Source organism: Pseudomonas phytophila (assembly GCF_025643095.1).
GTDB classification, from domain to species: Bacteria; Pseudomonadota; Gammaproteobacteria; order Pseudomonadales; family Pseudomonadaceae; genus Aquipseudomonas; species Aquipseudomonas quasicaspiana.
This window is the reverse complement of the sequence record NZ_CP081201.1, coordinates 333219-355861: the sequence shown is the minus strand read 5'-3', so window position 1 is coordinate 355861 and position 22643 is coordinate 333219. Positions and strand designations below refer to the sequence as shown.

Genomic DNA, 22643 nt, shown 5'->3' with positions numbered 1-22643 from the left:
CGTTAACTATAAACAGCGATGACGGTTAAGCAAGTGCGGCAAACACAACAATATGTTGAAGCGACTCCCTTGTGGGAGCCGGGCTTGCCCGCGATAAGTCTAGACACAACTCCCGGACAGACCGAGTCGCTAGAATCGCGAGCAAGCACCGCATCCACAGGATTTGCATCTCATTTGAGCTTGCAGGCAAACATCGAATCGTCCACTTTCCGAGCGTTTAGTCGAATCACTTCTGACACTTCGGGCAATACACACTCGCCCGCTGCCCCAGCTTGATCTCACGCAACGTAGTGCCACAGATTTTGCAGGGCTGCTCGCCACGGCCGTAGGCAAACAACTCTTGCTGGAAGTAACCAGGCTGCCCATCACCGCCAATGAAGTCACGCAATGTCGTACCGCCACGCTCGATGGCGGCGGCCAGGATGCGTTTGATCTCAATCGCCAATCTCAGATAGCGGGCACGAGAAATGGTTTTGGCCTCTCGGCGCGGATCAATACCGGCCGCAAATAACGCTTCGGTGGCATAGATATTCCCAACGCCCACCACTACCGCGTTGTCCATGATGAACGGCTTGACCGCAATGGACTTGCCCCGCGAACGCTCGAACAGGCGCTGACCATCGAACAAATCAGTCAGCGGCTCAGGGCCCAGGCGTACCAGTAGTTCATGATTAAGCGGGTCCAGGCTCCAGAGCATTGCGCCGAACCGACGTGGATCGGTATAACGCAGCGCCATGCCGGACTCCAGCTCGATATCCACATGCTCATGCTTGAGCGCGGGCATGCCGGCCTCCACCAGACGCAAGTTGCCTGACATGCCCAGGTGGCTGATCAAGGTTCCGACTTCGGCCTGAATCAGTAAATACTTGGCGCGTCGCTCGACCACCACGATCTTCTGCCCTGAGAGGCGCACATCCAGATCTTCCGGGATCGGCCAGCGCAGACGTCGGTCACGCACAATGACTCGGCTGACACGTTGACCTTCGAGGTGAGGCGCAATGCCCCGGCGGGTGGTTTCAACTTCGGGTAGTTCAGGCATGGATAACTCGGTGATGCGCGAAGCGATGCAACAGTGCGCAGGATCAGTGCGCGGACAGTTCGCGAATGCTTTCTTTAAGGTTTTCGAAATCGTAATCGGACAGACCAACGTAATCGAGGATCAGATGCCCGATGGCATCCCACTCGTGATCTTCGTCTTCGTTGCCGAGCACCTTGTGCGACGCGCAGATATGCTCGGCCATTTTCAATACTGCCAGCAGGTTCTTCAGCGGTGCATTACGGTTGGAGTCATCCTGAAAAATCGCCAGTGCATTATGGTGATTAGCGATGGCATTGGTGACATGTTCGGGCAAACGCCAGGACTTTGCCGTGAAATAGCCGACAACGGCGTGATTGGTATCAAACGTTTCGTTTTCAGTGTCCACGACCCGGCGCTCCCCACTTGCACTGGTATAAGCCTGCTCCAAGACCTCCATATAGTTGGGAAAGCGCTTGAGCATCAGGGGAATGCCGCAGTCATGGAAAAGACCCAGCGCGTAGGATTCGTCCACAGTTTGCGAGCCAATGCGCTTGGCCAGCGTCAGACTGGTCATCGCCACGTCCTGAGTCGAATCCCAGAAACGGTTCAGCGTCACGATGGTTTCATCGCTCATCTCGCCCTTGATCGACTGCGCATTGATCAGGTTGATCACAGAGCGAATCCCCAACAGATTGACCGCCTTCTGGATCGAGGCAATCTTGTTGGCAAGCCCGTAGTGAGCCGAGTTGACGATTTTCAGCAGAGCCCCTGACAAACCAGGATCTTGAGAAATCAGCTTCGCGATCACATCAAGATCGGGGTCGGGCATGTACTGCTCCATCTGCAAATCCACCATGATTTGCGGTTGCGGAGGCACACTGATGCCTTGCAAGACGTGCTGAATCTGCTCGGACGTAAGCTCTTGGGACATAGGTCAACACTCAAGGACAGATCTGGATTCTACTCCTTCATGCCCGTGGCTTTATAGCCATCAATGCCGACGGTAATCGCCTAAAAGGCGTCAATTATCCCGACACTGAAGCAACGGCCCTTGCAAGCCGCTAAAAAATATCGAGATGTGCAGGCATTTCAAGCTGCGAAGATTCTGTAGAAATCTGTTTCAAAAGCAGGACTCGGGCGGTTGGGATGATCGAGCCTGCGGCTGCACAACCGCTAGCCGGTTAATTCACATCATCGCGCCCCAGAGCGAGATGACGCGCTATAATCCCGCTCTTTTTTCCGGAGCGACGTCATGTCCCTGCCTAGCTTGCGCCTCAAAGCCAACGCCGACCGTCGCCTGCGCGCCGGTCACTTGTGGGTCTACAGCAACGAAATCGACGTAGCCGCGACCCCGCTGCACGGCTTTGCCGCAGGTGATCAAGCCGTGCTGGAAGCCGCAGGCGGCAAAGCGCTGGGCATCGTCGCCATGAGCCCCAACAACCTGATCTGCGCCCGCCTGCTGTCGCGGGACGTCAAGTTGCCGCTGGACAAATCGTTGCTGGTGCATCGCCTCAATGTGGCCTTGTCTCTGCGTGACCGCCTGTTCGACAAGCCGTTCTATCGCCTGGTCTATGGCGACTCGGACCTGCTGCCGGGCTTGGTCGTTGATCGTTTCGGCGACATTCTGGTGGTCCAGCTGGCGTCAGCCACCATGGAAAAACACAAGGAAGACGTGCTTGCCGCCCTGGTTCAAGTGCTCAAGCCAAGCGGCATCCTGTTCAAGAACGACTCGGCTGCGCGGGATGCAGAAGGCCTGAACCGTTATGTGGAAACCGCATTTGGCCTGGTTCCGGAGTGGGTCGCGCTGGAAGAGAACGGCGTGAAATTCGAAGCGCCGGTCATGGAAGGTCAGAAAACCGGCTGGTTCTACGATCACCGCATGAACCGCGCACGCATAGCCCCGTACGTAAAAGGCAAACGTGTTCTGGACCTCTACAGCTACATCGGTGGCTGGGGCATTCAGGCCGCAGCGTTCGGCGCCACTGACGTAACCTGCGTCGATGCCTCTGCATTTGCACTGGACGGTGTGGAGCGCAACGCTGCACTGAACGGTTTTGCGGAGAAACTCACCTGCATCGAAGGTGATGTGTTCGCAGCCCTTAAAGAGCTGAAAGCCAGCGAAGAGCGCTTCGACGTGATCGTTGCCGACCCTCCGGCCTTCATCAAACGTAAGAAAGACCTGAAAAACGGCGAAGCCGGATACCGTCGCCTGAACGAGCAAGCCATGCGATTGCTCAGCAAGGACGGCATCCTGATCAGCGCGTCGTGCTCGATGCATTTGCCGGAAGATGACCTGCAAAACATCCTGCTGACCAGCGCCCGCCACCTGGATCGCAACATCCAGCTGCTCGAGCGCGGCGGCCAGGGCCCGGATCACCCGGTACACCCGGCGATCGCCGAAACGCGCTACATCAAGAGCATCACGTGCCGGTTGTTGCCGAATAGCTAAGCTGTAACGACTCCCTTTGAATCAAGGGGAGTCGTATTTCTCCAGCCGGATTTTCAGGTCACGAGTAGCAGATCTGAAACCGAAGCTCACTATCATGAGACCAAAAATTGCTACCGCGAATCCTAGAAGAATCACGGCCTCTTGATCGATTATCCCCGCTATAACCATCCCGAAAAACACCATGTTGCAGATACCCATAATTATCATCGTCGGGATATAGCTCATTCCAGGATTGCCCTTATCTCCTAGAGCATCAAGCTGCTCTTGAGGGGAGATCAACATGCATCGACAATGTGGACAGGCCAAAGGCTGCCTTATAAACAATGTTTTTTGCTGCTCCTTGCTTGGTAAAAACGTTTTGTCGCAATCACTGCAATCCGCCTTCATGCCTACGACACAAACAAAATTGTCGCCCACTTCATCCTCCCGACCAAACCGGGCCTCCCTAGTGGAAAGCGCTGCGGTGCGTCGGCATCCTATAGAGATGACTGGATGTAAAAAATCCGTCAGCAGCACTTTCAGAAACCTCCTACAAACAAAACTGTACGTTAGATACAACGATCATCTGCCGAGCTATTCGCTGTCATCCTAGCCAAGACTTTCTACCGCAAGTCAGAATTCCGTCACTGTCACACCCCGGCAATGAACCCGAACGTTTTTTGACGGTCAGTGTGTGGGGATAAAAAAGGATGGCGTTGCTGGCGTTGAGCCCCAAAAGGCTCATGTATTCCCCTTTTCGCCCATGCCGATCATCCATCGCAGTTGCAGCGCTTTTGCCCTGCAGATCACTGCCCCATCTTTACCGGCCCGACCATCGGCGCCTTTATCTTTCCTTTTATCGAAGATAACCATGTCTATGTCTCGTCATCTTTCAGCATTCATTTCTCGTCTTCCTCGTGTTTTCAACTACCGCACTCTAGGCGCTGGCTTGCTGATCGCTGCTTGCACTACAGCCCATGCGGCAGAACCCAAAGCCAACGACCGCTGGGTCAGTGACAGCCTCAATACGTATGTGCGCAGCGGACCAACCGACGGCTATCGGATTGTCGGTACCCTTAAGTCCGGCCAGAAGGTTGAGCTGATCAGCACTCAAGGCGAGTACAGCCAGGTGCGCGAGGGTGGTAACTCGGTATGGATTCCGACTGCCGACCTGCAAAGCCAGCCCGGCCAGGCCGAACGTCTGCCGGAGCTGACTGAACAGGTGGCTGATCTGAGTGGCCAGCTCAAGACCATCGATGACGGCTGGAAGGTGCGCGTGCAAGGCATGCAGGAAACCCTGGATACCCGTAAAAAGCTGATCGATGAGCTCGAAGCCCGCAGTAAAGACCTCAACGAGCAACTCACCGCGGCCCAGTCAGAACTGCGGACCACACAGGCCAAACTCGGCGATGAGAACAACCTCGTCCTGATGCGCTATATGGTCTACGGCGGCAGCATCGCCGGCGCAGGCCTCCTCGTCGGCCTGATCATCCCGGCCATGACACGCGGCCGTAAGAAGAATGATGGTTGGGTTTAAACCTGCGTAACGACAACTGACGCAATCGCGGGCAAGCGCGCTCCTACAGGGAAACGCATTATCAAAACTGATTTTGCGTTGCGGCACATGACGCCATCGCGAGCAAGCTCACTCCTACAGGGAAACGCATTATCAAAACTGATTTTGCGTTGCGGCACATGACGTCATCGCGAGCAAGCTCACTCCTACAGGGAAACGCATTATCAAAACTGATTTTGCGTTGCGGCACATGACGTCATCGCGAGCAAGCTCACTCCTACAGGGGAACGCATTATCAAAACTGATTTTGCGTTGCGGCACATGACGCCATCGCGGGCAAGCGCGCTCCTACAGGGGAACGCATTCCAACTGTAGGAGTGAGCTTGCTCGCGATGACGTACTCAAAGCCAGACAGCATCCCAAAGCGGATAATCCCCAACGCGCTTTACCAACCTTGCTCTTAAGGGGTTCGCGATGATGTAGCGGGCGGCCTTCAGCAAATCCTCGTCGTAGCGCATGGCACGGTCGTGGAATCCTCGCTGCCAAAGCTGTTCGCTACATCCCCTCATACGATTGACCGCAATTGCACTACGGGATTTTGTGCCCTGCATCAGCGCTTGCAAAGTTCCAGACTGAAGCTCGACAAGCCAATGAAAATGATCCGGCATCACCACCCACGCAAGTGAATGGATCAAACCCTGTTCCTGAGCACTTCGAAACTCTTTTACAACACAGCGTCCAAGCCTCCAATCCGCAAAAACAGGCTGTCGGCCCTGAGCTACAGAGGTGAGTAAATAGATCCGACCAGGCTGCGAGTACCTACCGGTGCGGGCTCGTTCACTACGGTGGAAATCTGACAATCCATTGCCCTCCGCTGAAAGCTTAAAACGCTAGCCTTCCGACGTTGATATTGCCGCAAAGCGAGTGCTGCCGAATGTATCGGATCCAGCGTTCATCCATAAATCCCACCCCACACATCCCTTCTGCGCCCTACAGGTGTAGAATCGGCGCTATTCATCGCCAGTCATCCCCGGCGGGTTTATGAGCTCAGGCCGAGCGCACGGTGATCCCGTGGCGTGTCGGTTTCCCTCGCAGCAAGCGGTCACTGCCGTTTGTCCGTGACGACACTAGAGGCTCAATCCCTTTCTATTTACCTGGTTAGCCGCCCGGAGTGCTCCATGCCTGATTACCGCTCTAAAACGTCCACCCACGGCCGCAACATGGCCGGCGCTCGTGCCTTGTGGCGCGCAACCGGGATGAAGGACGCAGACTTCAAGAAACCGATTATCGCCGTTGCCAACTCGTTCACCCAGTTTGTACCGGGCCACGTCCACCTCAAGGACATGGGCCAACTGGTTGCCCGTGAAATAGAGCGGGCCGGTGGCGTCGCCAAAGAATTCAACACCATTGCCGTGGATGACGGCATTGCCATGGGCCACGACGGCATGCTGTATTCGCTGCCGAGCCGCGAGATCATCGCCGACTCCGTCGAATACATGGTCAACGCCCACTGCGCTGACGCCATCGTCTGCATCTCCAACTGCGACAAGATCACCCCCGGCATGTTGATGGCTGCTTTGCGCCTGAATATCCCGGTGATCTTCGTTTCCGGCGGCCCGATGGAAGCCGGCAAGACCAAGCTCGCCTCCCACGGTCTGGATCTGGTCGATGCCATGGTCATCGCAGCCGACTCGACAGCGAGCGACGAGAAAGTCGCCGAATACGAGCGCAGCGCTTGTCCGACCTGCGGTTCATGCTCAGGCATGTTCACCGCCAACTCGATGAACTGCCTGACCGAAGCACTGGGTCTGGCACTGCCGGGTAACGGATCGACACTGGCCACTCACAGCGACCGCGAGCAGCTGTTCCTGCAGGCTGGCCGCACCATCGTCGACCTGTGCCGTCAGTACTACATCGAAAACAACGAAGCCGTGCTGCCGCGCAACATCGCCAACTTCAAAGCGTTTGAAAACGCCATGATGCTCGACATCGCCATGGGTGGCTCGACCAACACCATCCTGCACTTGCTGGCTGCCGCTCAGGAAGCCGAGATCCCCTTCGACCTGCGTGATATCGATCGCCTGTCGCGCACCGTTCCGCAGCTGTGCAAAGTGGCGCCGAACATCCAGAAGTACCACATGGAAGATGTGCACCGCGCTGGCGGTATCTTCAGCATCCTCGGCTCGCTGGCCCGCGGTGGTCTGTTGCACACCGACCTGCCGACCGTCCACAGCCCGTCCATGGAAGAAGCGATCGCCAAATGGGACATCACCCAGACTGATGATGAAGCTGTGCATACCTTCTTCCGCGCAGGCCCTGCCGGTATCCCGACCCAGACTGCATTTAGCCAGTCGACGCGTTGGGAAACCGTGGATGACGACCGTGAAAACGGCTGCATCCGCAGTTTCGAGCACGCCTACTCGCAGGAGGGCGGTCTTGCCGTGCTGTACGGCAATATCGCGCTGGACGGCTGCGTAGTGAAAACCGCGGGCGTCGACGAATCGATCCATGTATTCGAAGGCAATGCCAAGATCTTCGAAAGCCAGGACAGCGCTGTGCGCGGCATCCTTGCGGACGAAGTCCAGGCCGGCGACATCGTGATCATCCGTTACGAAGGCCCGAAAGGCGGCCCGGGCATGCAGGAAATGCTGTACCCGACGTCATACCTGAAATCCAAAGGTCTGGGCAAAGCGTGCGCGTTGCTCACCGACGGTCGTTTCTCGGGCGGTACTTCGGGTCTGTCCATCGGCCACGCGTCGCCTGAGGCAGCTGCAGGTGGCGCGATTGGTCTGGTGCGCGACGGCGACAAAGTACTGATCGACATCCCGAACCGCTCGATCAACCTGCTGATCGACGACGCAGAAATGGCCTCGCGCCGTGCTGAACAAGACAAGAAAGGCTGGAAGCCGGTTGAAGCGCGCCCACGTAAAGTGACGACAGCGCTGAAAGCCTACGCCCTGCTCGCTACCAGCGCCGACAAAGGCGCTGTGCGCGACAAGGCGTTGCTGGACAAGCTGGTGCCTTAAGCTTTTTCAGTGAACACAAAAAACCCGGCAGCGATGCCGGGTTTTTTATTGGGCTGACAGGATCAACGCAAAACCTGTGGGAGCGAATTCATTCGCGAAAGGGCCGGTACAAACGATACATATCCGTCGACTGGAACACCGCATTCGCGAATGAATTCGCTTGTATGGTTAGACTTGAAGGGGTGGTGGGACGAACAGTTCGCATCTGACTGCTGCAACAGTACAGACCGTGGGAGACCTCGCCCCACCCCTTCCACCAAAAGCGCCGATAAAGAATGCTTCGTTCAAGCGACGATAGAAACAAGCCTGCGCCTCTGGGTGAACCCCCAACAAGTCGTCAAACCTTAGCGTGGAGAAATGCTCATGGCAATGCGTGTTTCGAAGTCAATCGTAGGCGTGGATGTCGCCAAAGTTGAGCTCGTTACCTACCAGGCAGATCCGGATCTGCTCACCTCGATAACCAACGAAAAGCCTGCCATAAAACGCTGGCTTAAAACGTTACCGAGGACCACTGCCATTGCTGTTGAAGCGACAAATGTTTATCACGTCGATCTGGTCGAGCTGGCTTACGAGTCTGGTTTCGACGTCTACATCATCGATGGTTTTCAACTCAGTAATTACCGTAAAGGTGTCGGTGGCCGTAGTAAAACAGACGCATCTGATGCCCGTCTTCTTGCCCGATTTCTGAAAAACGAAGGCGAAAATCTTCGCCCCTGGACGCCGCCCCCAGCAGTCTACGGAAAGCTGCAAAGCCTTCTGCGACGCAGGGCTTCACTGATTCAAGCCAAAACCAGCCTGACCCAGAGCTGGGCAAATGACACCAGCTTGAAGGCGTCATTTGCAGCCTTCCTCAAGTCAATCGAACGGCTGGACCTGCTGGTCAAGGCAAAGCTCAAAGATGCCTTGCGCGAAGCCGGCCTGCTGGAGCAAGTGGCCCGTTGCCAAGCTGTTGAAGGTATCGGCTTCCTGACCGCGACAGCTCTGGTCATGGCTTACAACCGAGGCGACTTCAAGAGCGGCGACTCCTACATTGCTTTTTTGGGCATGGATCTGAGAGTGACCGATTCTGGCCAAAAAAATGGCCGTAGGTTCCTAACCAAACGAGGCTGCTCGGAGATTCGCCGATTGCTGCACAACGCAGCAATGTCGGCCAGCCGATCGAGTGCCTGGAAAGAGTTTTACGACCATCATCGCAGCCGCGGAAAAGCAACCACACAGGTACTTGTGATGCTCGCTCGCAAACTCGCTCGGGTGGCGTTCGCCCTGATGAAAAATCAGAGCGAATATCAACCCAAAGGGTGGGTTATGGCTTGATCACAACCATAGAATCTCCCACAGGGGGTCACGTCATTCTGTTATTTACTGAATCTCATCCGGCTTGACGATCACCCAGTTCTTGTCTGCGGTCACCGGCAAACCTTCTTTGGCCTGAGCCTCTGCGTTGCTTTTGATCATGCCGTTCAACTGAGTCATGTATTTGTCTTTGCGGTTGATCCACAAATGCACGCCGCCCTTGTTGACGTCTACGCCGTGGAACAGCATGTAGCCATCGCTGGTTGGCGTATCGCCTGCCACAAGCACCGGCTTCTTCCATTGGTCGATGTAGGTCAGGATCGCCGCTTGTTTGCCCGCCATCCAGGTCGCTGGTGTCCAGAGATAAGGCGTCAGCTCAAGACCAAGGTTGGCCTTCTCGTCGTACTTGCCTGCCGTGATCTGCTTGCGCGCGGTGGTCAATTCACCGGTTTTCTTGTCCTTGAGCAGCATAGTCACGCCGATCACGTTTTGCGGTTTGACGTTGTAGCCGTATTTGGGATCTGAGGCGACCATCCGTACCAACTCTTCGGATGCGGCGGTCATGACGTGGACCTCAATGCCGTTTTCCATCAGCTTGTTGAACAGCTCTTTCTGGCCGGTAAAGATGCGCGGCGGCTCGACATCGAGCTTCTTGACCACATCGCCATCGTAATAAGTGGCAGGGATCGGTTTACCCAGGGCCATCAGCTCATCGACATAGCCTTTGAGCTCCTTGAGGGTAAAGCCCGAGAACACTTGAGCGACCCATGGATAGCAAACCATGTCGTCGACTTCACACAGGCGGTAGTAGTAGCTGAACAGGCTTTCCTTGTGATCAGCCGTGTCCTTGAAAGGCATCAGCTTGAGGGATGGATCGAGCTTCTCTCGGGTGATCAGCCCTTTGCTTTCCATGTACGGCAGCAGCGACTCTTCGAGGTCGAAGCGATAGCTGGTGTTGTCCATGTCGAAAACCGCGTAATTGCCCTTGTTAGCATTGGCGGCAATCATCGCGTCGAGTGCTTTGGCGGCGGGCTCAGGCCAGTGTTTCAACTCGGTGGCAGCAAACGCCTGCCCGGCCAGACCAAGGCAGAGCGCGGCGGCAAGCAATCGTGGAGCGAACTTCATCGTGGTATCCCCCTGAAAGTTAAGAGGATGGACCGTAACAAATTATGATGACTGATTGGGGATGCCAGCGACTGTGTACGTTCCGAGGGCGTCACACTGGAAGCGATTCGCGACGCAGATTTCCGATTACGACACTTTTGTGACCCGTCAGAAATCCTGTGGGAGCGAATTCATTCGCGAAGGGGCCGGTGCAGACGCTGAATTTATCTCGGCTGAAATACCCCTTCCCGGATGAATCCGGTCCCACACAGACTGTGTGAAAACGTAGCGAGCGACGGCAAGACAAGGCAAAAACAGGCGAAAAACGGCCGGGGTCGCGTCCGACTCTAGTGTTCTAAATGAGCATTTTTCGCCTGTTTTTAACGCAGTATTGTGCGCGTAGCACCGAAGGTGCCCAGCCTGCAGCAGTTTTCACACAGGCTGCACAAGTCCGCAGTCAACCGGAGATTAGTGCCGCTCCCAAACCTCAAAACTATACGCAGGCTTGTCATCCACCGCTGGGTTCAACACCTCGGACACCAATGCCCATTCGGCCAGTTCAAACTCCGGGAACCACGCATCGCCCTCGGGGCTCAATGCCACACGGGTCAGGTACAAGCGATCTGCCTGAGCCAGACCCTGGGCATATAACTGCGCACCGCCGATCAGCATCACTTCCGCAACGCCCTGCTCCAGCGCCCATTCTTCAGCGCGGGCAACAGCGGACTCCAGCGACGTAAAGACCTCGGCACCCTCAAGCTGCAGATCCGCTTGGCGCGTGACCACCAGATTAAGGCGACCTGGCAGTGGCCGCCCCAGCGAATCCCAGGTCTTGCGACCCATGATGATCGGCTTGCCCAGAGTCGTGGCTTTGAAGTATTTGAAATCCCCCGGCAAGTGCCAGGGCATGGAATTGTCGACGCCAATCACTCGGTTCTCACCAAGGGCGGCAATCAGGCTAAGCGGAAGTTGATTTTTCATGGCGGCGAGAATAACAGACGCTGACACTGAATTCGTAGCGGCCGATTTGCTCGAATACAGGGCGCAGAGGTTATGCTCCTTTACTGATTCATTCGACGAGACGCTGTGTGACTGCTCTGACTCCCCTCGATACCCTCTGGCTGACCGAAGCCGTGCGCCTGCGCGAAGAACAGGCCGGCCCGCTGGAAGACCTTGAAGCCAACCGTCGCGCCCGGGCCAACGGTGGCGATCTGACGAACCGCGTGCAAAGCCGGGCCCTGTGGCTGGCCGAACGCGATGGCATGCGCTCCGCACTGCCACACTGGAAACAAGGCGCCCGACTGGCCCTGATTGCACTGGCGATTCTCTCGGTACTCAGCGGTGCCGGGCTCGCCTTCGCGGCGCTGGGCGACGGCCAAACGCCGGTCAATGTGTTCTGGGCGCTGGGCAGCCTGCTCGGGCTGAACCTGATTATGCTCTTCAGCTGGGCGATGAGTTTTAGCGTCGCCGGGCAAAACACCGCCAGCCTTGGACGCCTCTGGCTATGGCTCAGCGAAAAGCTCGCCCGCGATGCCCAGGCCGCACAGCTTGCACCTGCGCTGATTGTGCTGTTGCAGCGCAAACGCCTGAATCGATGGGTACTGGGTGCGGCGATACACGGTTTATGGCTGCTGGCACTGGTCAGCGCGCTGGTGCTGCTATTGATGCTGATGGCGACGCGACGTTATGGCTTTGTGTGGGAAACCACTATTTTAGGCAGCGACACCTTCGTCAGCCTGACCCAGACGCTCGGCATTCTCCCGGCCATGCTGGGCTTTGCTGTGCCGGACGAGTCCATGATCCGCGCCAGCGGCGACAGCGCCCTGGTTGTTGAATCAGGTCGTCAGGCCTGGGCGGCATGGCTGGTCGGCGTGCTATTGGTCTATGGCATCGTGCCGCGCCTGATCCTTGCGTTGGTCTGCCTGTGGCGCTGGCGCATCGGCCAGGCTGCACTGAGTCTGGACCTGACCTTGCCAGGTTACAGCCAGCTTCGCGAACGCCTGATGCCCAGCAGCGAGAGACTGGGGGTCAGCGACGCTGCGCCAGAGCAACTGCATCAAGTACTGCCCAATGGCACGGCACAACAAAGCAACGGCGCCTTGTTGGTCGCTATCGAGCTGGACGATGAACAGCCATGGCCGCCCCGGTTGCCGGAAGGCGTGGTCGATGCAGGCATTCTCGACAGCCGGGAATCCCGGCAAAAACTGCTCGATCAACTGACCCGCTTTCCACCTGCAAGGTTGGCGATTGCCTGCGACCCACGTCGCTCGCCGGATCGCGGCAGTCTTGCACTGGTTGCCGAACTTGCTCGCTGTGCGGGCGCAACACGGGTCTGGTTGCTATCGGCCCCTGCCGGGCAACATCTGAACGCAGAGCGAGTCAGTGACTGGCACGCGGCGCTGCAGCAACTGGATCTCGCGTGGAGCGACAGCGCGCCACTGAACTGGCTGGAGACGGGTCATGACTGACAAGGACAAGATCCGCCCGCTGAAACTGTCGGTGGTCGGCCACACCAATGTCGGCAAGACCTCGCTGCTCAGAACGCTGACTCGCGACGTAGGCTTCGGGGAAGTCTCCCATCGGCCGAGCACCACCCGCCATGTGGAAGGCGCGCGGTTGTCGGTAGATGGTCAGGCACTGCTTGAGCTCTACGACACGCCGGGCCTGGAAGATGCCATCGCGCTACTGGACTTTCTCGAACGCCAGGATCGACCGGGCGAGCGGCTGGACGGCCCCGCACGGCTGGCACGCTTTCTGGAGGGCAGTGAAGCAAGACAGCGCTTTGAGCAGGAAGCCAAAGTCATGCGCCAGTTACTGGCCTCTGACGCCGGCTTGTACATCATCGATGCCCGCGAGCCGGTACTGGCCAAGTACCGCGACGAGCTGTCGATCCTGGCCAGTTGTGGCAAACCGTTGCTGCCAGTCCTGAATTTTGTCAGCAGTGCAGAGCACCGGGAGCCCGCATGGCGCGAGGCACTTGCACGACTGGGTCTGCATGCGCTGGTGCGCTTTGATAGCGTCGCGCCGCCAGAAGATGGCGAGCGGCGCCTTTATGAAAGCCTTGCCCTGCTGCTGGAAAACTCCAGAGATCAACTGGAACGGCTGATTCTGGATCTTGAGGCCCAGCGCGAAATCCGACGGCAAAGTGCTAGCCGGTTGATCGCGCAGTTACTCATCGACTGCGCAGCCTGCCGCCGCAGCGTTTCCACTGAATCGGGCCACGAGCAACAAGCTATCGATGAGTTGCGCAAAGCGGTGCGCCAGCGCGAACAGCGCTGCGTGGAAGAGCTGCTCAAGCTTTACGCGTTTCGCGTTCAGGACGCGGCAGCCAGCGATTTGCCGCTGCTGGACGGGCGTTGGGGTGACGATTTGTTCAACCCGGAAACCCTCAAGCAACTGGGCGTACGAGTCGGCGGCGGGATAGCGGCAGGCGCGGCAGCGGGTGCCGGTGTCGATTTGCTGGTGGGTGGCCTCACCATGGGCGCAGCGGCTTTGGCCGGGGCGATTGCCGGTGGTGCATTACAGACTGCACGCAGTTACGGTGGACGATTGCTCGGCAAGATTAAAGGCCAGCGCGAACTGACGGTGGACGATGCTGTACTTCGCCTGCTTGCGCTGCGTCAGCGCCATTTGCTGCTGGCCCTCGGCGCACGGGGCCACGCAGCGATGGAAAGCATCCAGTTGACCACACCACAGGATAAAACCTGGCGCGAAGGTAAACTGCCGGAAGCTCTGCACAAGGCTCGTGCACATCCGCAGTGGTCGTCGCTCAATCCTGGGGCCAAGCTGAACCAGGCGGAGCGGCAGGAGCAGATTGAAGAATTGGCGAAAGTGATATTCGAATCCTGAAAAATTTTCCCAGCCTGTTGGAGCGCGCTTGCCCGCGATCGCGTTTTTTCCGGCACTTTGATGTTGGATGGAGGAAAGTCATCGCGGGCAAGCGCGCTGCTACAGGAATAGCGCTCACCCACCACCGGTAGTCGCTTTGCAAAGTTTTGCCTACGCGAAATCAACAAGCACCGGTATCATCGCGCGCCCGATACACCCGGAACCATATTGCTCATGAAACCGACCTTGATCGCCGCCGCAGAAATCGACCGTATCGATACCTGGGCCAAATACTCCAGCCATATGTGCGGAGGCTGTATTTCCAGCTGCTGCACGCTGCCTGTTGAAGTGAAGATCAAGGACCTGATCCGCATCGGCATCGTCGATGACTTCGAGCGCGGCGAACCGGCGAAGAACATCGCCAAGCGTCTGCAAAAGGAAGGGATTGTCGAGCGCTACAACCAGAAATCAGAAATCTTCACCTTGCAGCGCATGAGCAACAACGACTGCCTGTATCTGGATCGCAAGAGCCGCCTGTGCACCATCTACGACAAACGCCCGGATACGTGCCGCAACCATCCCAAGGTTGGGCCGCGTCCCGGCTACTGCGCTTACAAGCCCAAAGATGTGGTTCGCCAGGCGAGCGGCACGCTGAAGAACAACACCAGCACGCCGTTTCCGAAGTTTTAAAGGGATCTATACCCGGATCCCGGTAGGAGCGAACTTGTTCGCGAGGCAATATTTCTGATCAAGCAGGACCGAAGCCTCGCCAACAAGTTGGCTCCTACCAAGACAAACGCTACTCCCTCGCACCACACAAACAAAAACGCCCCCGACCTTGCGGTCGGGGGCGTTTTTTCAAGCCTGATTAAAAACTAATCAGTTCTTGGCTTTCTTGGCAGCGCGGGTACGCTCGCTTTCGTCCAGGATCTTCTTACGAAGACGGATGGACTTAGGAGTCACTTCGCACAGCTCGTCGTCCTGGATGAATTCCAGAGCCTGTTCAAGGGTGAACTTGACCGGTGGAACCAGAGCGATGGTCTCGTCTTTACCCGAAGCACGCATGTTGTCGAGCTTCTTGCCTTTGGTTGGGTTGATACCCAGGTCGTTGTCACGGCTGTTCAAGCCAACGATCTGACCGCAGTAGATCTCTTGACCGTGTTCAACGAACAGCTTGCCACGAGCCTGCAGGGTTTCCAGCGAGTAGGTCAGAGCCTTGCCGGTTTCAACCGAAACCAGAACGCCGTTCTGACGGCCCGAGACATCGCCCGACTTCATGGTGTCGTAACGATCGAAGATCGAGGTCAGGATACCTGCACCAGAGGTGAGAGTCAGAAACTCGTTACGGAAACCGATCAGACCACGAGCAGGGATGTTGTACTCAAGGCGCACACGGCCCTTGCCATCCGGAACCATGTTGGTCAGATCGCCTTTACGCAGACCCATTTGCTCCATGATGGAACCCTGGGATTCTTCTGGCAGGTCGATGGTGACGTTTTCAAACGGTTCCTGCTTCACGCCGTCAACAACACGGATGATCACTTCTGGACGACCAACACCCATTTCGAAGCCTTCGCGACGCATGGTTTCGATCAGTACCGACAAGTGCAGCTCACCACGGCCCGAGACCTTGAACTTGTCAGCGGTGTCGCCTTCTTCAACGCGCAGAGCAACGTTGTACAGCAGCTCTTTGTCCAGACGTTCCTTGATGTTACGGGACGTCACGAACTTGCCTTCTTTACCGCAGAACGGCGAGTCGTTTACCTGGAAAGTCATCGAAACGGTAGGTTCGTCAACGGTCAACGGCACCATTGCTTCCACGTTCAGTGGATCGCACAGAGTGTCGGAGATGAACAGCGAATCCATACCGCTGATGCAGACGATGTCGCCAGCGGCGGCTTCTTCAACGTCGATGCGGTGCAGACCGTGGTGACCCATCAGCTTCAGGATACGACCGTTACGGCGTTTGCCGTCGGCGCTGATCGCTACAACCGGGGTGTTCGGCTTGACGCGACCACGAGCGATACGGCCAACGCCGATAACACCCAGGAAGCTGTTGTAGTCCAGAGCGGAGATCTGCATCTGGAAAGGACCGTCACGGTCAACAGACGGCGCTGGTACGTTGTCGACGATCGACTGGTACAGCGGGGTCATGTCTTCAGCCATTTCAGCGTGGTCCAGACCGGCAATACCGTTCAGGGCCGAGGCGTAGACGACTTTGAAATCCAGCTGTTCTTCGGTAGCACCCAGGTTGTCGAACAGGTCGAAGATCTGATCCAGAACCCAGTCCGGACGCGCGCCTGGACGGTCAACCTTGTTGATGACCACGATTGGACGCAGGCCGGCTTCGAAAGCCTTCTTGGTCACGAAACGGGTTTGCGGCATAGGGCCGTCTTGAGCGTCAACCAGCAGCAGCACGGAGTCAACCATCGACATTACGCGCTCAACTTCACCACCGAAGTCGGCGTGGCCCGGGGTGTCCACGATGTTGATGTGGTAGCCGTTCCAGTTGATGGCGGTGTTTTTCGCCAGAATGGTAATACCGCGCTCTTTCTCCTGGTCGTTGGAGTCCATCACGCGCTCGTCGTTGAGCTCGTTACGCTCCAGAGTGCCGGATTGGCGCAAGAGTTTGTCTACCAGGGTGGTTTTACCATGGTCAACGTGAGCAATGATGGCGATGTTGCGTAGATTTTCGATCACTTGTGTATCTCGATCAGAGGATTCGGTTAGCTGAATACTGCTAAACAGCTATTTATAACGTCAGAGTCGGCCAAAGCCGTTACGGCTAGACGACTGGCGTCGGGGGGCCGGTGACGCAAGCCACAGGCAAACAGCCCCGGGCACTTAGCTCGGTCTATAAACGCGCACATTGGCATACCCCTCACTGAGCAAATGGTGAGCATGCAGGCGACTCATGACGCCTTTGTCGCAATACAACAGGTACTGGCGCGTGTTATCCAGTTCCTTGAAGCGGCTGTTCAGTGCATAGAACGGCAGCGCCTGTACTTCAATACCAGGCAATACCAGCGGCTGATCTTCCTGAGCATCCGGGTGACGGATGTCAACGATGACCTGCCCTGCCAGTGCCTGACTGACTTCTTCTATCTCGACACTCTGGCTCAGATCGTCAATCACACGATCGATCGAAACCAGCTTGGCGTTCTCCAGCGCTCGCTCGAGAACCGCCATGTCGAACTGTTGCTCTTCGTACTCAACGCGGTTTCGCTTGGCGTTGGTCTTGGGGTTGATCGAAATCACCCCGCAATACTCAGGCATATGCCTGGCGAAATCGGCAGTACCGATTTCAACCGCCTGATCGACGATGTCCTGCTTGTGGCTGGTGATCAACGGACGCAAAACCAGCTTGTCAGTCGCGGCGTCAATCAACGACAGGTTCGGCAACGTCTGGCTGGCAACCTGTGAAATCGCTTCGCCGGTAACCAGCACATCGATATCAAGACGGTCAGCGATAGAGGATGCAGCGCGTAACATCATACGCTTCAAAACTACACCCATATGACTGTTATCGACTTTCTGCAGGATTTCTCCGAGAACTTCCTCGAAAGGCACACTGATAAACAGCACGCGCTGGGAGCTGCCGTACTTCTTCCAGATGAAATGCGCGACTTCCATCACGCCCAGTTCATGGGCACGACCGCCCAGATTGAAGAAGCAGAAATGCGCCATCAGCCCGCGACGCATGACCTGATAGGCCGCCACGGTCGAATCGAAACCACCGGACATCAACACGAGGGTTTGTTCGAGGGCGCCTAACGGGTATCCGCCGACACTATTGTGCTGGCTGTGGATGACAAACAACCGTTTGTCGCGAATTTCCATTCGCACCACGATTTCCGGCTTTTTCAGCTCGATACCGGCCGCACCGCACTGCTTGCGCAACTGGCTGCCGACGTATTTTTCGACATCCATGGAGCTGAATGCATGTTTGCCCGCTCGCTTGCAGCGCACCGAAAACATCTTGCCCGGCAGCAGATCGGCGTAGTGCAGCTTGCACTTGGCTACGATGTCGTCCATGTCGCCCAGCGGGTATTCGGCCACCTGAAGGAAATTGGCGATACCCGGCATGCAGCTCAGGCGGTCGGTCATGTCCTGCAGGACCTTGGGGTCGGTCAGTTTCGTCTGAACCTCGAGGTTGTCCCACGAGCCATCCACCACCAGTACCGGGTCCAGATCACGGAGCACGGTACGGATATTCTTGGCCAGCTGGCGGATGAATTGCTTACGCACCGGCGGGCTTTTGATGATGATTTCGGGGAAGACTTTTACGATTAGTTTCATGAAAACAGCGCGCGAGGTGCCAGCCGAAAAAGAGGGGGCGGGATTATAGCGGAAATTGCTCAAGGTTTAACCAGTTATCGTGCAACCAATCATCGACGCACCAAAAAAGACCTGTCGGACAATATGCAGCCTCATTGTGGTGCGTTAAATTTTCAAATCGACGATTTTTATCCCTGAATTGCTAGCGTTTCGGGCATAAAACCCATCTCGGGGCACTGGCATGCAATTTGCTCCCTTGTGAGGCAGGTTGCCTTGGCAGAGTATTTGCGCCGGCATCACCCAAATTCTAAGGGCCCAAACCATTAAATAGGCCCGAAGCCACCCGGAGGACACCATGTCGAAGTCGGTTCAACTCATCAAAGATCATGACGTTAAGTGGATTGATCTGCGCTTCACGGACACTAAAGGTACACAGCACCACGTGACCATGCCGGCTCGTGATGCGCTGGAAGACGACTTCTTCGAAGTCGGCAAGATGTTCGACGGCTCCTCCATCTCTGGCTGGAAAGGCATCGAAGCCTCCGACATGATCCTGCTGCCGGACGACGAAACTGCCGTTCTCGATCCGTTCACCGAAGACCCAACCCTGATCCTGGTTTGCGACATCATCGAACCTTCGACCATGCAAGGTTACGACCGCGACCCACGCGCTATCGCTCACCGCGCCGAGGAATACCTGAAGTCGACCGGTATCGGTGACACTGTATTCGCCGGTCCAGAGCCAGAATTCTTCATCTTCGACGAAGTGAAGTTCAAATCCGATATCTCCGGTTCCATGTTCAAGATCTACTCTGAGCAAGGTTCGTGGATGTCCGACGCCGACATCGAAGGCGGTAACAAGGGCCACCGTCCAGGCATCAAAGGCGGTTACTTCCCTGTTCCACCATTCGACCATGACCACGAAATCCGCACCGCAATGTGCAACGCTCTGGAAGAAATGGGCCAGACCGTAGAAGTTCACCACCACGAAGTGGCGACAGCTGGTCAGAACGAAATCGGCGTGAAATTCAACACGCTGGTTAAAAAGGCTGACGAAGTTCAGACCCTGAAATACGTTGTTCACAACGTTGCTGACGCTTACGGCCGCACTGCTACCTTCATGCCTAAGCCTCTGTACGGCGATAACGGTTCGGGTATGCACGTTCACATGTCCATCTCCAAAGATGGCAAGAACACCTTCGCAGGCGAAGGCTATGCTGGCCTGTCCGACACCGCTCTGTACTTCATCGGCGGCATCATCAAGCACGGTAAGGCACTGAACGGCTTCACCAACCCGGCTACCAACTCCTACAAGCGTCTGGTTCCAGGCTTCGAAGCTCCGGTCATGCTGGCCTACTCGGCTCGCAACCGTTCCGCTTCGATCCGTATTCCTTACGTCAGCAGCCCTAAAGGCCGCCGTATCGAAGCTCGCTTCCCGGACCCATCTGCCAACCCGTACCTGGCTTTCGCAGCACTGCTGATGGCTGGCCTGGACGGCATCCAGAACAAGATCCACCCTGGCGACGCAGCTGACAAAAACCTGTATGACCTGCCGCCTGAAGAGGCCAAAGAGATCCCACAAGTTTGCGGCAGCCTGAAAGAAGCCCTGGAAGAGCTGGACAAAGGTCGTGCGTTCCTGACCAAAGGCGGCGTTTTCAGCGACGACTTCATCGACGCTTACATCGCTCTGAAAAGCGAAGAAGAAATCAAAGTACGTACCTTCGTACACCCACTGGAATACGAGCTGTACTACAGCTGCTGATCCAGTCGCGTCAGCAATCGTGACGCACAAAAGAGGCCTCCTTCGGGAGGCCTTTTTTATGGGCGGGATTTGATATTCGGTACATAGTTGTTGCCTGAAGCGCTTTGCGCGAGTGCATGCTGTCGTATCGCGAACGCCGCCCCTGTAGGAGCGCACGAGCACCGCGAGGCCGCGATAGCGTTCTGTCTGATGTACCGCTATCGCGGCCTCGCGGTGCTCGTGCGCTCCTACAGATTCATTATCAAATTACATCCCGACTCAGAAGAGAAAAAGAGAGATGACCAATAAACCACGCCTGCTTCTCCTCTGCGCCACCTTCACCAGCCTGACCGCCTGCGCAGTGACACCCACGACTTCGCCCGCCCCTGCGGCGCTAGCACCTCTGATGGTAACCATCAGCGAACGCCTTGCCATCGCAGACCAGGTCGCGCTGACCAAATGGGACAGCGGAAAACCGATTCAGGACAGCGCCCGTGAAGCTCAGGTCATCGCAGCTGCCGCAACGCTCGCACCGACCTACAATCTGGATCCACAGGACGTCAGCCAATTCCTCGCTGCGCAGATCGAAGCGAACAAGCTGGTGCAGTACGCACTTCTCGCGAAGTGGCACGAAGCCGGTAAGGCGCCAGACACCCCACGGCCGGATCTGGTAGGGCAGATTCGCCCACAACTGGATCAGCTACAGACGCGATTACTGCGCGAATACTCAGCCTTCGCTACATACCGTGAAGATCCGCAATGCCCAAATTGGCTGATTAAACAGTCCCGACTGCAAGCCAAAGACCCGATTCATGATCTTGCGCTGACTCGCGCAGTCGGCGAGTTGTGCGTTATCCGTAAATGATCACGAGCCGCTTAAGCTGATTTATGTTCTATGCTGCGCCCATTACACCGCCAACCGCATCAACGCCACGGAGCCTGCATGCACCGAAGCCTCATCTGTCTGCTGCTGTTGATCGCATTGCCCGCAGCGGCGCAGATCTACAAATACACGGACGCCAACGGCAACGCTGCGTTCAGCAATCAGCCGCCTGATGGTGTGAAGGCCAAGGTTGTCGAGCTAACGCCGCTCAATAGCGTTGATACCCGGAAAATGGCGACACCGGTGACACCACCCCAAAACCCGCAACCCCAGGCTCAGGCGCAAGCGGGCTACGAAACGCTAGAGTTGGCCGATCTTCCGACCGAAGAGGCGTTACGCGCCAACAACGGCACCTTCACCGTTGGCGTATCGATCAAACCAAGATTGATGCAGGGGCACTTACTGCAACTGATGGTCGACGGCAATCTCTACGGCCAGCCGGGCAACGTGCCGCGCCTGCAGGTCGTCAATATTGATCGTGGCGAGCACAGCTTTGCGGTGGCGGTGCTGGATAACGGTCGCATCATCCAGCAAAGCCCTACCATCACCTTGACCGTGCAGCGCGTTCATGTCGGCAAACCTTGAATCCCGGCTGAGTATCAGCATGCTCGTCTGCCTGCTGATTACACTGTCCACATCAGCGCTTGCGGAGGTGTATACCTACACGGACGCGCAAGGTAACCGGGTCTTCACCGATCAGCCTCACAAGAACGCGAAGCGCGTGGAGATCCTGCCCAGCAATAACACCACCGGATCGCCCCCCAAACGCACCGTCCAGCAAAGCGCGCCGCCCAAGGCAAAACCCAAAGCGATGTTTCGTTACGACCTGCTACGGATTCTGGTGCCAGAACCGGACGCAACGGTGCGTAGCGCCCAGGGCGAACTCATTGTCACCGTCACCAGCGACCCCGCCTTGCAGCCGGGTCATAGCTATCGGCTCCTGGTTGATGGTCAGCCTTACGCCCAAGCCGGGCGAAGCCCTGTCTTCCCGTTGAAGAATGTAGATCGAGGTACTCACCAGCTCGCGGTGGAGATTCTCGATGAGACAGGACGCGTGCTGGAAAAAACGCCGAATCAGCCCTTTCACCTGCTGCGTATTTCACTGGCGCAAAAGCGTCTCGCCAATCCCTGCAAAACCGCCGAATACGGCATCCGGCCTGAGTGCCCTATAAAGGACAAACCAGAAGAAGAGAGCAGCATCCTGCCTTTCTTTTGATTCAGATTCCCCTCCCTAAACACCAAAGCCCTAAATTGGTGCAAGATATTGCAAGCCAGCGGACCCACCACCCCATTTTGGTTCGAAAATGGTCCGCACCAATGAACCATTCAAACGCACTGTCCAAAAAAAGCCCGATTTTGCAGATTAAACGCTTCTTTTCGGAGCCTTGGTTTGGTTTTTGCAACTTGGCTATAACAGCACCTTTATCTGCACTGGATACAAACGTATCGGTGGCGTTACCCACGCTGGAGAAGACCAACCAGCGCCTGCGACCCGAGGCTCGCCTGGAATCGCAATGAGCCAAAAGAG

General features: G+C 56.6%; 21 protein-coding genes. 12 read left to right on the top strand and 9 right to left on the bottom strand.

Annotated features, from left to right (window positions below):
* Positions 1–226 precede the first annotated feature (226 nt).
* A complete protein-coding gene (gene mutM / locus K3169_RS01595) occupies positions 227–1039 on the bottom strand; it encodes a bifunctional DNA-formamidopyrimidine glycosylase/DNA-(apurinic or apyrimidinic site) lyase (protein ID WP_027899682.1) in 813 nt (270 codons plus the stop codon).
* A gap of 43 nt (positions 1040–1082) precedes the next feature.
* Entirely contained in the window at positions 1083–1895 is an 813-nt protein-coding gene (locus tag K3169_RS01590) for an HDOD domain-containing protein (RefSeq protein WP_161628575.1), read from the bottom strand.
* Positions 1896–2270: 375 nt separating this feature from the next.
* On the opposite strand from K3169_RS01590, the gene K3169_RS01585 reads away from it, so the two are divergent.
* The gene (locus tag K3169_RS01585; RefSeq protein WP_027899680.1) at positions 2271–3467 is read left to right on the top strand and encodes a class I SAM-dependent rRNA methyltransferase; all 1197 of its coding nucleotides are present in this window, start codon (positions 2271–2273) and stop codon (positions 3465–3467) included.
* 21 nt (positions 3468–3488) lie between these two features.
* On the opposite strand, the gene K3169_RS01580 is transcribed toward K3169_RS01585, so the two are convergent.
* Positions 3489–3983 (bottom strand): hypothetical protein, encoded by a 495-nt coding sequence (locus K3169_RS01580; RefSeq protein WP_231676007.1) that lies wholly within the window; start codon positions 3981–3983, stop codon positions 3489–3491.
* 204 nt (positions 3984–4187) lie between these two features.
* Positions 4188–4319, bottom strand: coding sequence for a hypothetical protein (locus K3169_RS01575; RefSeq protein WP_255879654.1), 132 nt, complete (start codon positions 4317–4319; stop codon positions 4188–4190).
* A gap of 4 nt (positions 4320–4323) precedes the next feature.
* Here K3169_RS01575 and K3169_RS01570 point away from each other — a divergent pair, with 4 nt between their 5' ends.
* Complete coding sequence (locus tag K3169_RS01570) at positions 4324–4983, top strand: TIGR04211 family SH3 domain-containing protein (RefSeq protein ID WP_231676126.1); 660 nt, start codon at positions 4324–4326, stop codon at positions 4981–4983.
* A gap of 380 nt (positions 4984–5363) precedes the next feature.
* Here K3169_RS01570 and K3169_RS01565 read toward each other — a convergent pair whose 3' ends face one another.
* Positions 5364–5822 carry an REP-associated tyrosine transposase gene (locus tag K3169_RS01565; protein WP_263269699.1) on the bottom strand — a complete coding sequence of 153 codons (459 nt, stop codon included), beginning with the start codon at positions 5820–5822 and terminating at the stop codon, positions 5364–5366.
* Positions 5823–6140: 318 nt separating this feature from the next.
* On the opposite strand from K3169_RS01565, the gene ilvD reads away from it, so the two are divergent.
* Together ilvD and K3169_RS01555 are read left to right on the top strand one after the other, a co-directional pair.
* Positions 6141–7988, top strand: coding sequence for a dihydroxy-acid dehydratase (ilvD, locus tag K3169_RS01560; protein ID WP_231676006.1), 1848 nt, complete (start codon positions 6141–6143; stop codon positions 7986–7988).
* A 363-nt stretch (positions 7989–8351) separates the two neighbouring features.
* The gene (locus K3169_RS01555) at positions 8352–9302 is read left to right on the top strand and encodes an IS110 family transposase (RefSeq protein WP_027898101.1); all 951 of its coding nucleotides are present in this window, start codon (positions 8352–8354) and stop codon (positions 9300–9302) included.
* A gap of 45 nt (positions 9303–9347) precedes the next feature.
* On the opposite strand, the gene K3169_RS01550 is transcribed toward K3169_RS01555, so the two are convergent.
* Positions 9348–10406 carry a haloacid dehalogenase-like hydrolase gene (locus tag K3169_RS01550; RefSeq protein ID WP_263269696.1) on the bottom strand — a complete coding sequence of 353 codons (1059 nt, stop codon included), beginning with the start codon at positions 10404–10406 and terminating at the stop codon, positions 9348–9350.
* A 447-nt stretch (positions 10407–10853) separates the two neighbouring features.
* Positions 10854–11366: a dihydrofolate reductase gene (locus tag K3169_RS01545; RefSeq protein ID WP_263269694.1), complete on the bottom strand. Its 513-nt coding sequence runs from the start codon at positions 11364–11366 to the stop codon at positions 10854–10856.
* A gap of 107 nt (positions 11367–11473) precedes the next feature.
* Here K3169_RS01545 and K3169_RS01540 point away from each other — a divergent pair, with 107 nt between their 5' ends.
* From K3169_RS01540 to K3169_RS01530, 3 genes are all read left to right on the top strand, one after another.
* Positions 11474–12853, top strand: a complete 1380-nt coding sequence (locus K3169_RS01540; RefSeq protein ID WP_263269692.1) for a DUF2868 domain-containing protein — start codon at positions 11474–11476, stop codon at positions 12851–12853.
* Complete coding sequence (locus K3169_RS01535; protein ID WP_263269690.1) at positions 12846–14234, top strand: GTPase/DUF3482 domain-containing protein; 1389 nt, start codon at positions 12846–12848, stop codon at positions 14232–14234. The genes K3169_RS01540 and K3169_RS01535 overlap by 8 nt, the downstream gene beginning before the upstream one ends.
* 213 nt (positions 14235–14447) lie before the next feature.
* Positions 14448–14903: a YkgJ family cysteine cluster protein gene (locus K3169_RS01530; protein WP_027899672.1), complete on the top strand. Its 456-nt coding sequence runs from the start codon at positions 14448–14450 to the stop codon at positions 14901–14903.
* A gap of 189 nt (positions 14904–15092) precedes the next feature.
* Here the strand turns inward: K3169_RS01530 and typA are convergent, their stop codons facing one another.
* Both typA and thiI read right to left on the bottom strand, forming a co-directional pair.
* The gene (gene typA, locus K3169_RS01525; protein ID WP_095100978.1) at positions 15093–16913 is read right to left on the bottom strand and encodes a translational GTPase TypA; all 1821 of its coding nucleotides are present in this window, start codon (positions 16911–16913) and stop codon (positions 15093–15095) included.
* A 144-nt stretch (positions 16914–17057) separates the two neighbouring features.
* Complete coding sequence (gene thiI / locus K3169_RS01520; RefSeq protein WP_231667308.1) at positions 17058–18512, bottom strand: tRNA uracil 4-sulfurtransferase ThiI; 1455 nt, start codon at positions 18510–18512, stop codon at positions 17058–17060.
* 334 nt (positions 18513–18846) lie between these two features.
* Between thiI and glnA the strand changes: the two genes are divergently transcribed.
* The 5 genes from glnA (at position 18847) to K3169_RS01495 (ending at position 22633) form a co-directional block, all read left to right on the top strand.
* A complete protein-coding gene (glnA, locus tag K3169_RS01515) occupies positions 18847–20253 on the top strand; it encodes a glutamate--ammonia ligase (RefSeq protein WP_095100975.1) in 1407 nt (468 codons plus the stop codon).
* A 277-nt stretch (positions 20254–20530) separates the two neighbouring features.
* Positions 20531–21097 (top strand): chorismate mutase, encoded by a 567-nt coding sequence (locus K3169_RS01510; RefSeq protein WP_263269687.1) that lies wholly within the window; start codon positions 20531–20533, stop codon positions 21095–21097.
* Positions 21098–21175: 78 nt separating this feature from the next.
* A complete protein-coding gene (locus tag K3169_RS01505) occupies positions 21176–21700 on the top strand; it encodes a DUF4124 domain-containing protein (protein ID WP_263269685.1) in 525 nt (174 codons plus the stop codon).
* Positions 21684–22331 carry a DUF4124 domain-containing protein gene (locus K3169_RS01500; protein ID WP_263269683.1) on the top strand — a complete coding sequence of 216 codons (648 nt, stop codon included), beginning with the start codon at positions 21684–21686 and terminating at the stop codon, positions 22329–22331. Before K3169_RS01505 ends, K3169_RS01500 begins: the two co-directional genes overlap by 17 nt.
* A gap of 101 nt (positions 22332–22432) precedes the next feature.
* Positions 22433–22633 (top strand): hypothetical protein, encoded by a 201-nt coding sequence (locus tag K3169_RS01495; RefSeq protein ID WP_161628614.1) that lies wholly within the window; start codon positions 22433–22435, stop codon positions 22631–22633.
* Positions 22634–22643 lie beyond the last annotated feature (10 nt).

What these genes read in the sequence shown, in the direction of transcription:
- K3169_RS01535 (WP_263269690.1), top strand. Translation starts at nt 12,846, where the DNA reads ATGACTGACAAGGACAAGATCCGCCCGCTGAAACTGTCGGTGGTCGGC.
- K3169_RS01575 (WP_255879654.1), bottom strand. Translation starts at nt 4,319, where the DNA reads ATGGTTATCTTCGATAAAAGGAAAGATAAAGGCGCCGATGGTCGGGCC.
- K3169_RS01555 (WP_027898101.1), top strand. Translation starts at nt 8,352, where the DNA reads ATGGCAATGCGTGTTTCGAAGTCAATCGTAGGCGTGGATGTCGCCAAA.
- mutM (WP_027899682.1), bottom strand. Translation starts at nt 1,039, where the DNA reads ATGCCTGAACTACCCGAAGTTGAAACCACCCGCCGGGGCATTGCGCCT.
- ilvD (WP_231676006.1), top strand. Translation starts at nt 6,141, where the DNA reads ATGCCTGATTACCGCTCTAAAACGTCCACCCACGGCCGCAACATGGCC.
- K3169_RS01505 (WP_263269685.1), top strand. Translation starts at nt 21,176, where the DNA reads ATGCACCGAAGCCTCATCTGTCTGCTGCTGTTGATCGCATTGCCCGCA.
- K3169_RS01510 (WP_263269687.1), top strand. Translation starts at nt 20,531, where the DNA reads ATGACCAATAAACCACGCCTGCTTCTCCTCTGCGCCACCTTCACCAGC.
- K3169_RS01570 (WP_231676126.1), top strand. Translation starts at nt 4,324, where the DNA reads ATGTCTCGTCATCTTTCAGCATTCATTTCTCGTCTTCCTCGTGTTTTC.
- glnA (WP_095100975.1), top strand. Translation starts at nt 18,847, where the DNA reads ATGTCGAAGTCGGTTCAACTCATCAAAGATCATGACGTTAAGTGGATT.
- thiI (WP_231667308.1), bottom strand. Translation starts at nt 18,512, where the DNA reads ATGAAACTAATCGTAAAAGTCTTCCCCGAAATCATCATCAAAAGCCCG.
- K3169_RS01545 (WP_263269694.1), bottom strand. Translation starts at nt 11,366, where the DNA reads ATGAAAAATCAACTTCCGCTTAGCCTGATTGCCGCCCTTGGTGAGAAC.
- K3169_RS01530 (WP_027899672.1), top strand. Translation starts at nt 14,448, where the DNA reads ATGAAACCGACCTTGATCGCCGCCGCAGAAATCGACCGTATCGATACC.
- K3169_RS01550 (WP_263269696.1), bottom strand. Translation starts at nt 10,406, where the DNA reads ATGAAGTTCGCTCCACGATTGCTTGCCGCCGCGCTCTGCCTTGGTCTG.
- K3169_RS01495 (WP_161628614.1), top strand. Translation starts at nt 22,433, where the DNA reads ATGAACCATTCAAACGCACTGTCCAAAAAAAGCCCGATTTTGCAGATT.
- K3169_RS01585 (WP_027899680.1), top strand. Translation starts at nt 2,271, where the DNA reads ATGTCCCTGCCTAGCTTGCGCCTCAAAGCCAACGCCGACCGTCGCCTG.
- K3169_RS01500 (WP_263269683.1), top strand. Translation starts at nt 21,684, where the DNA reads ATGTCGGCAAACCTTGAATCCCGGCTGAGTATCAGCATGCTCGTCTGC.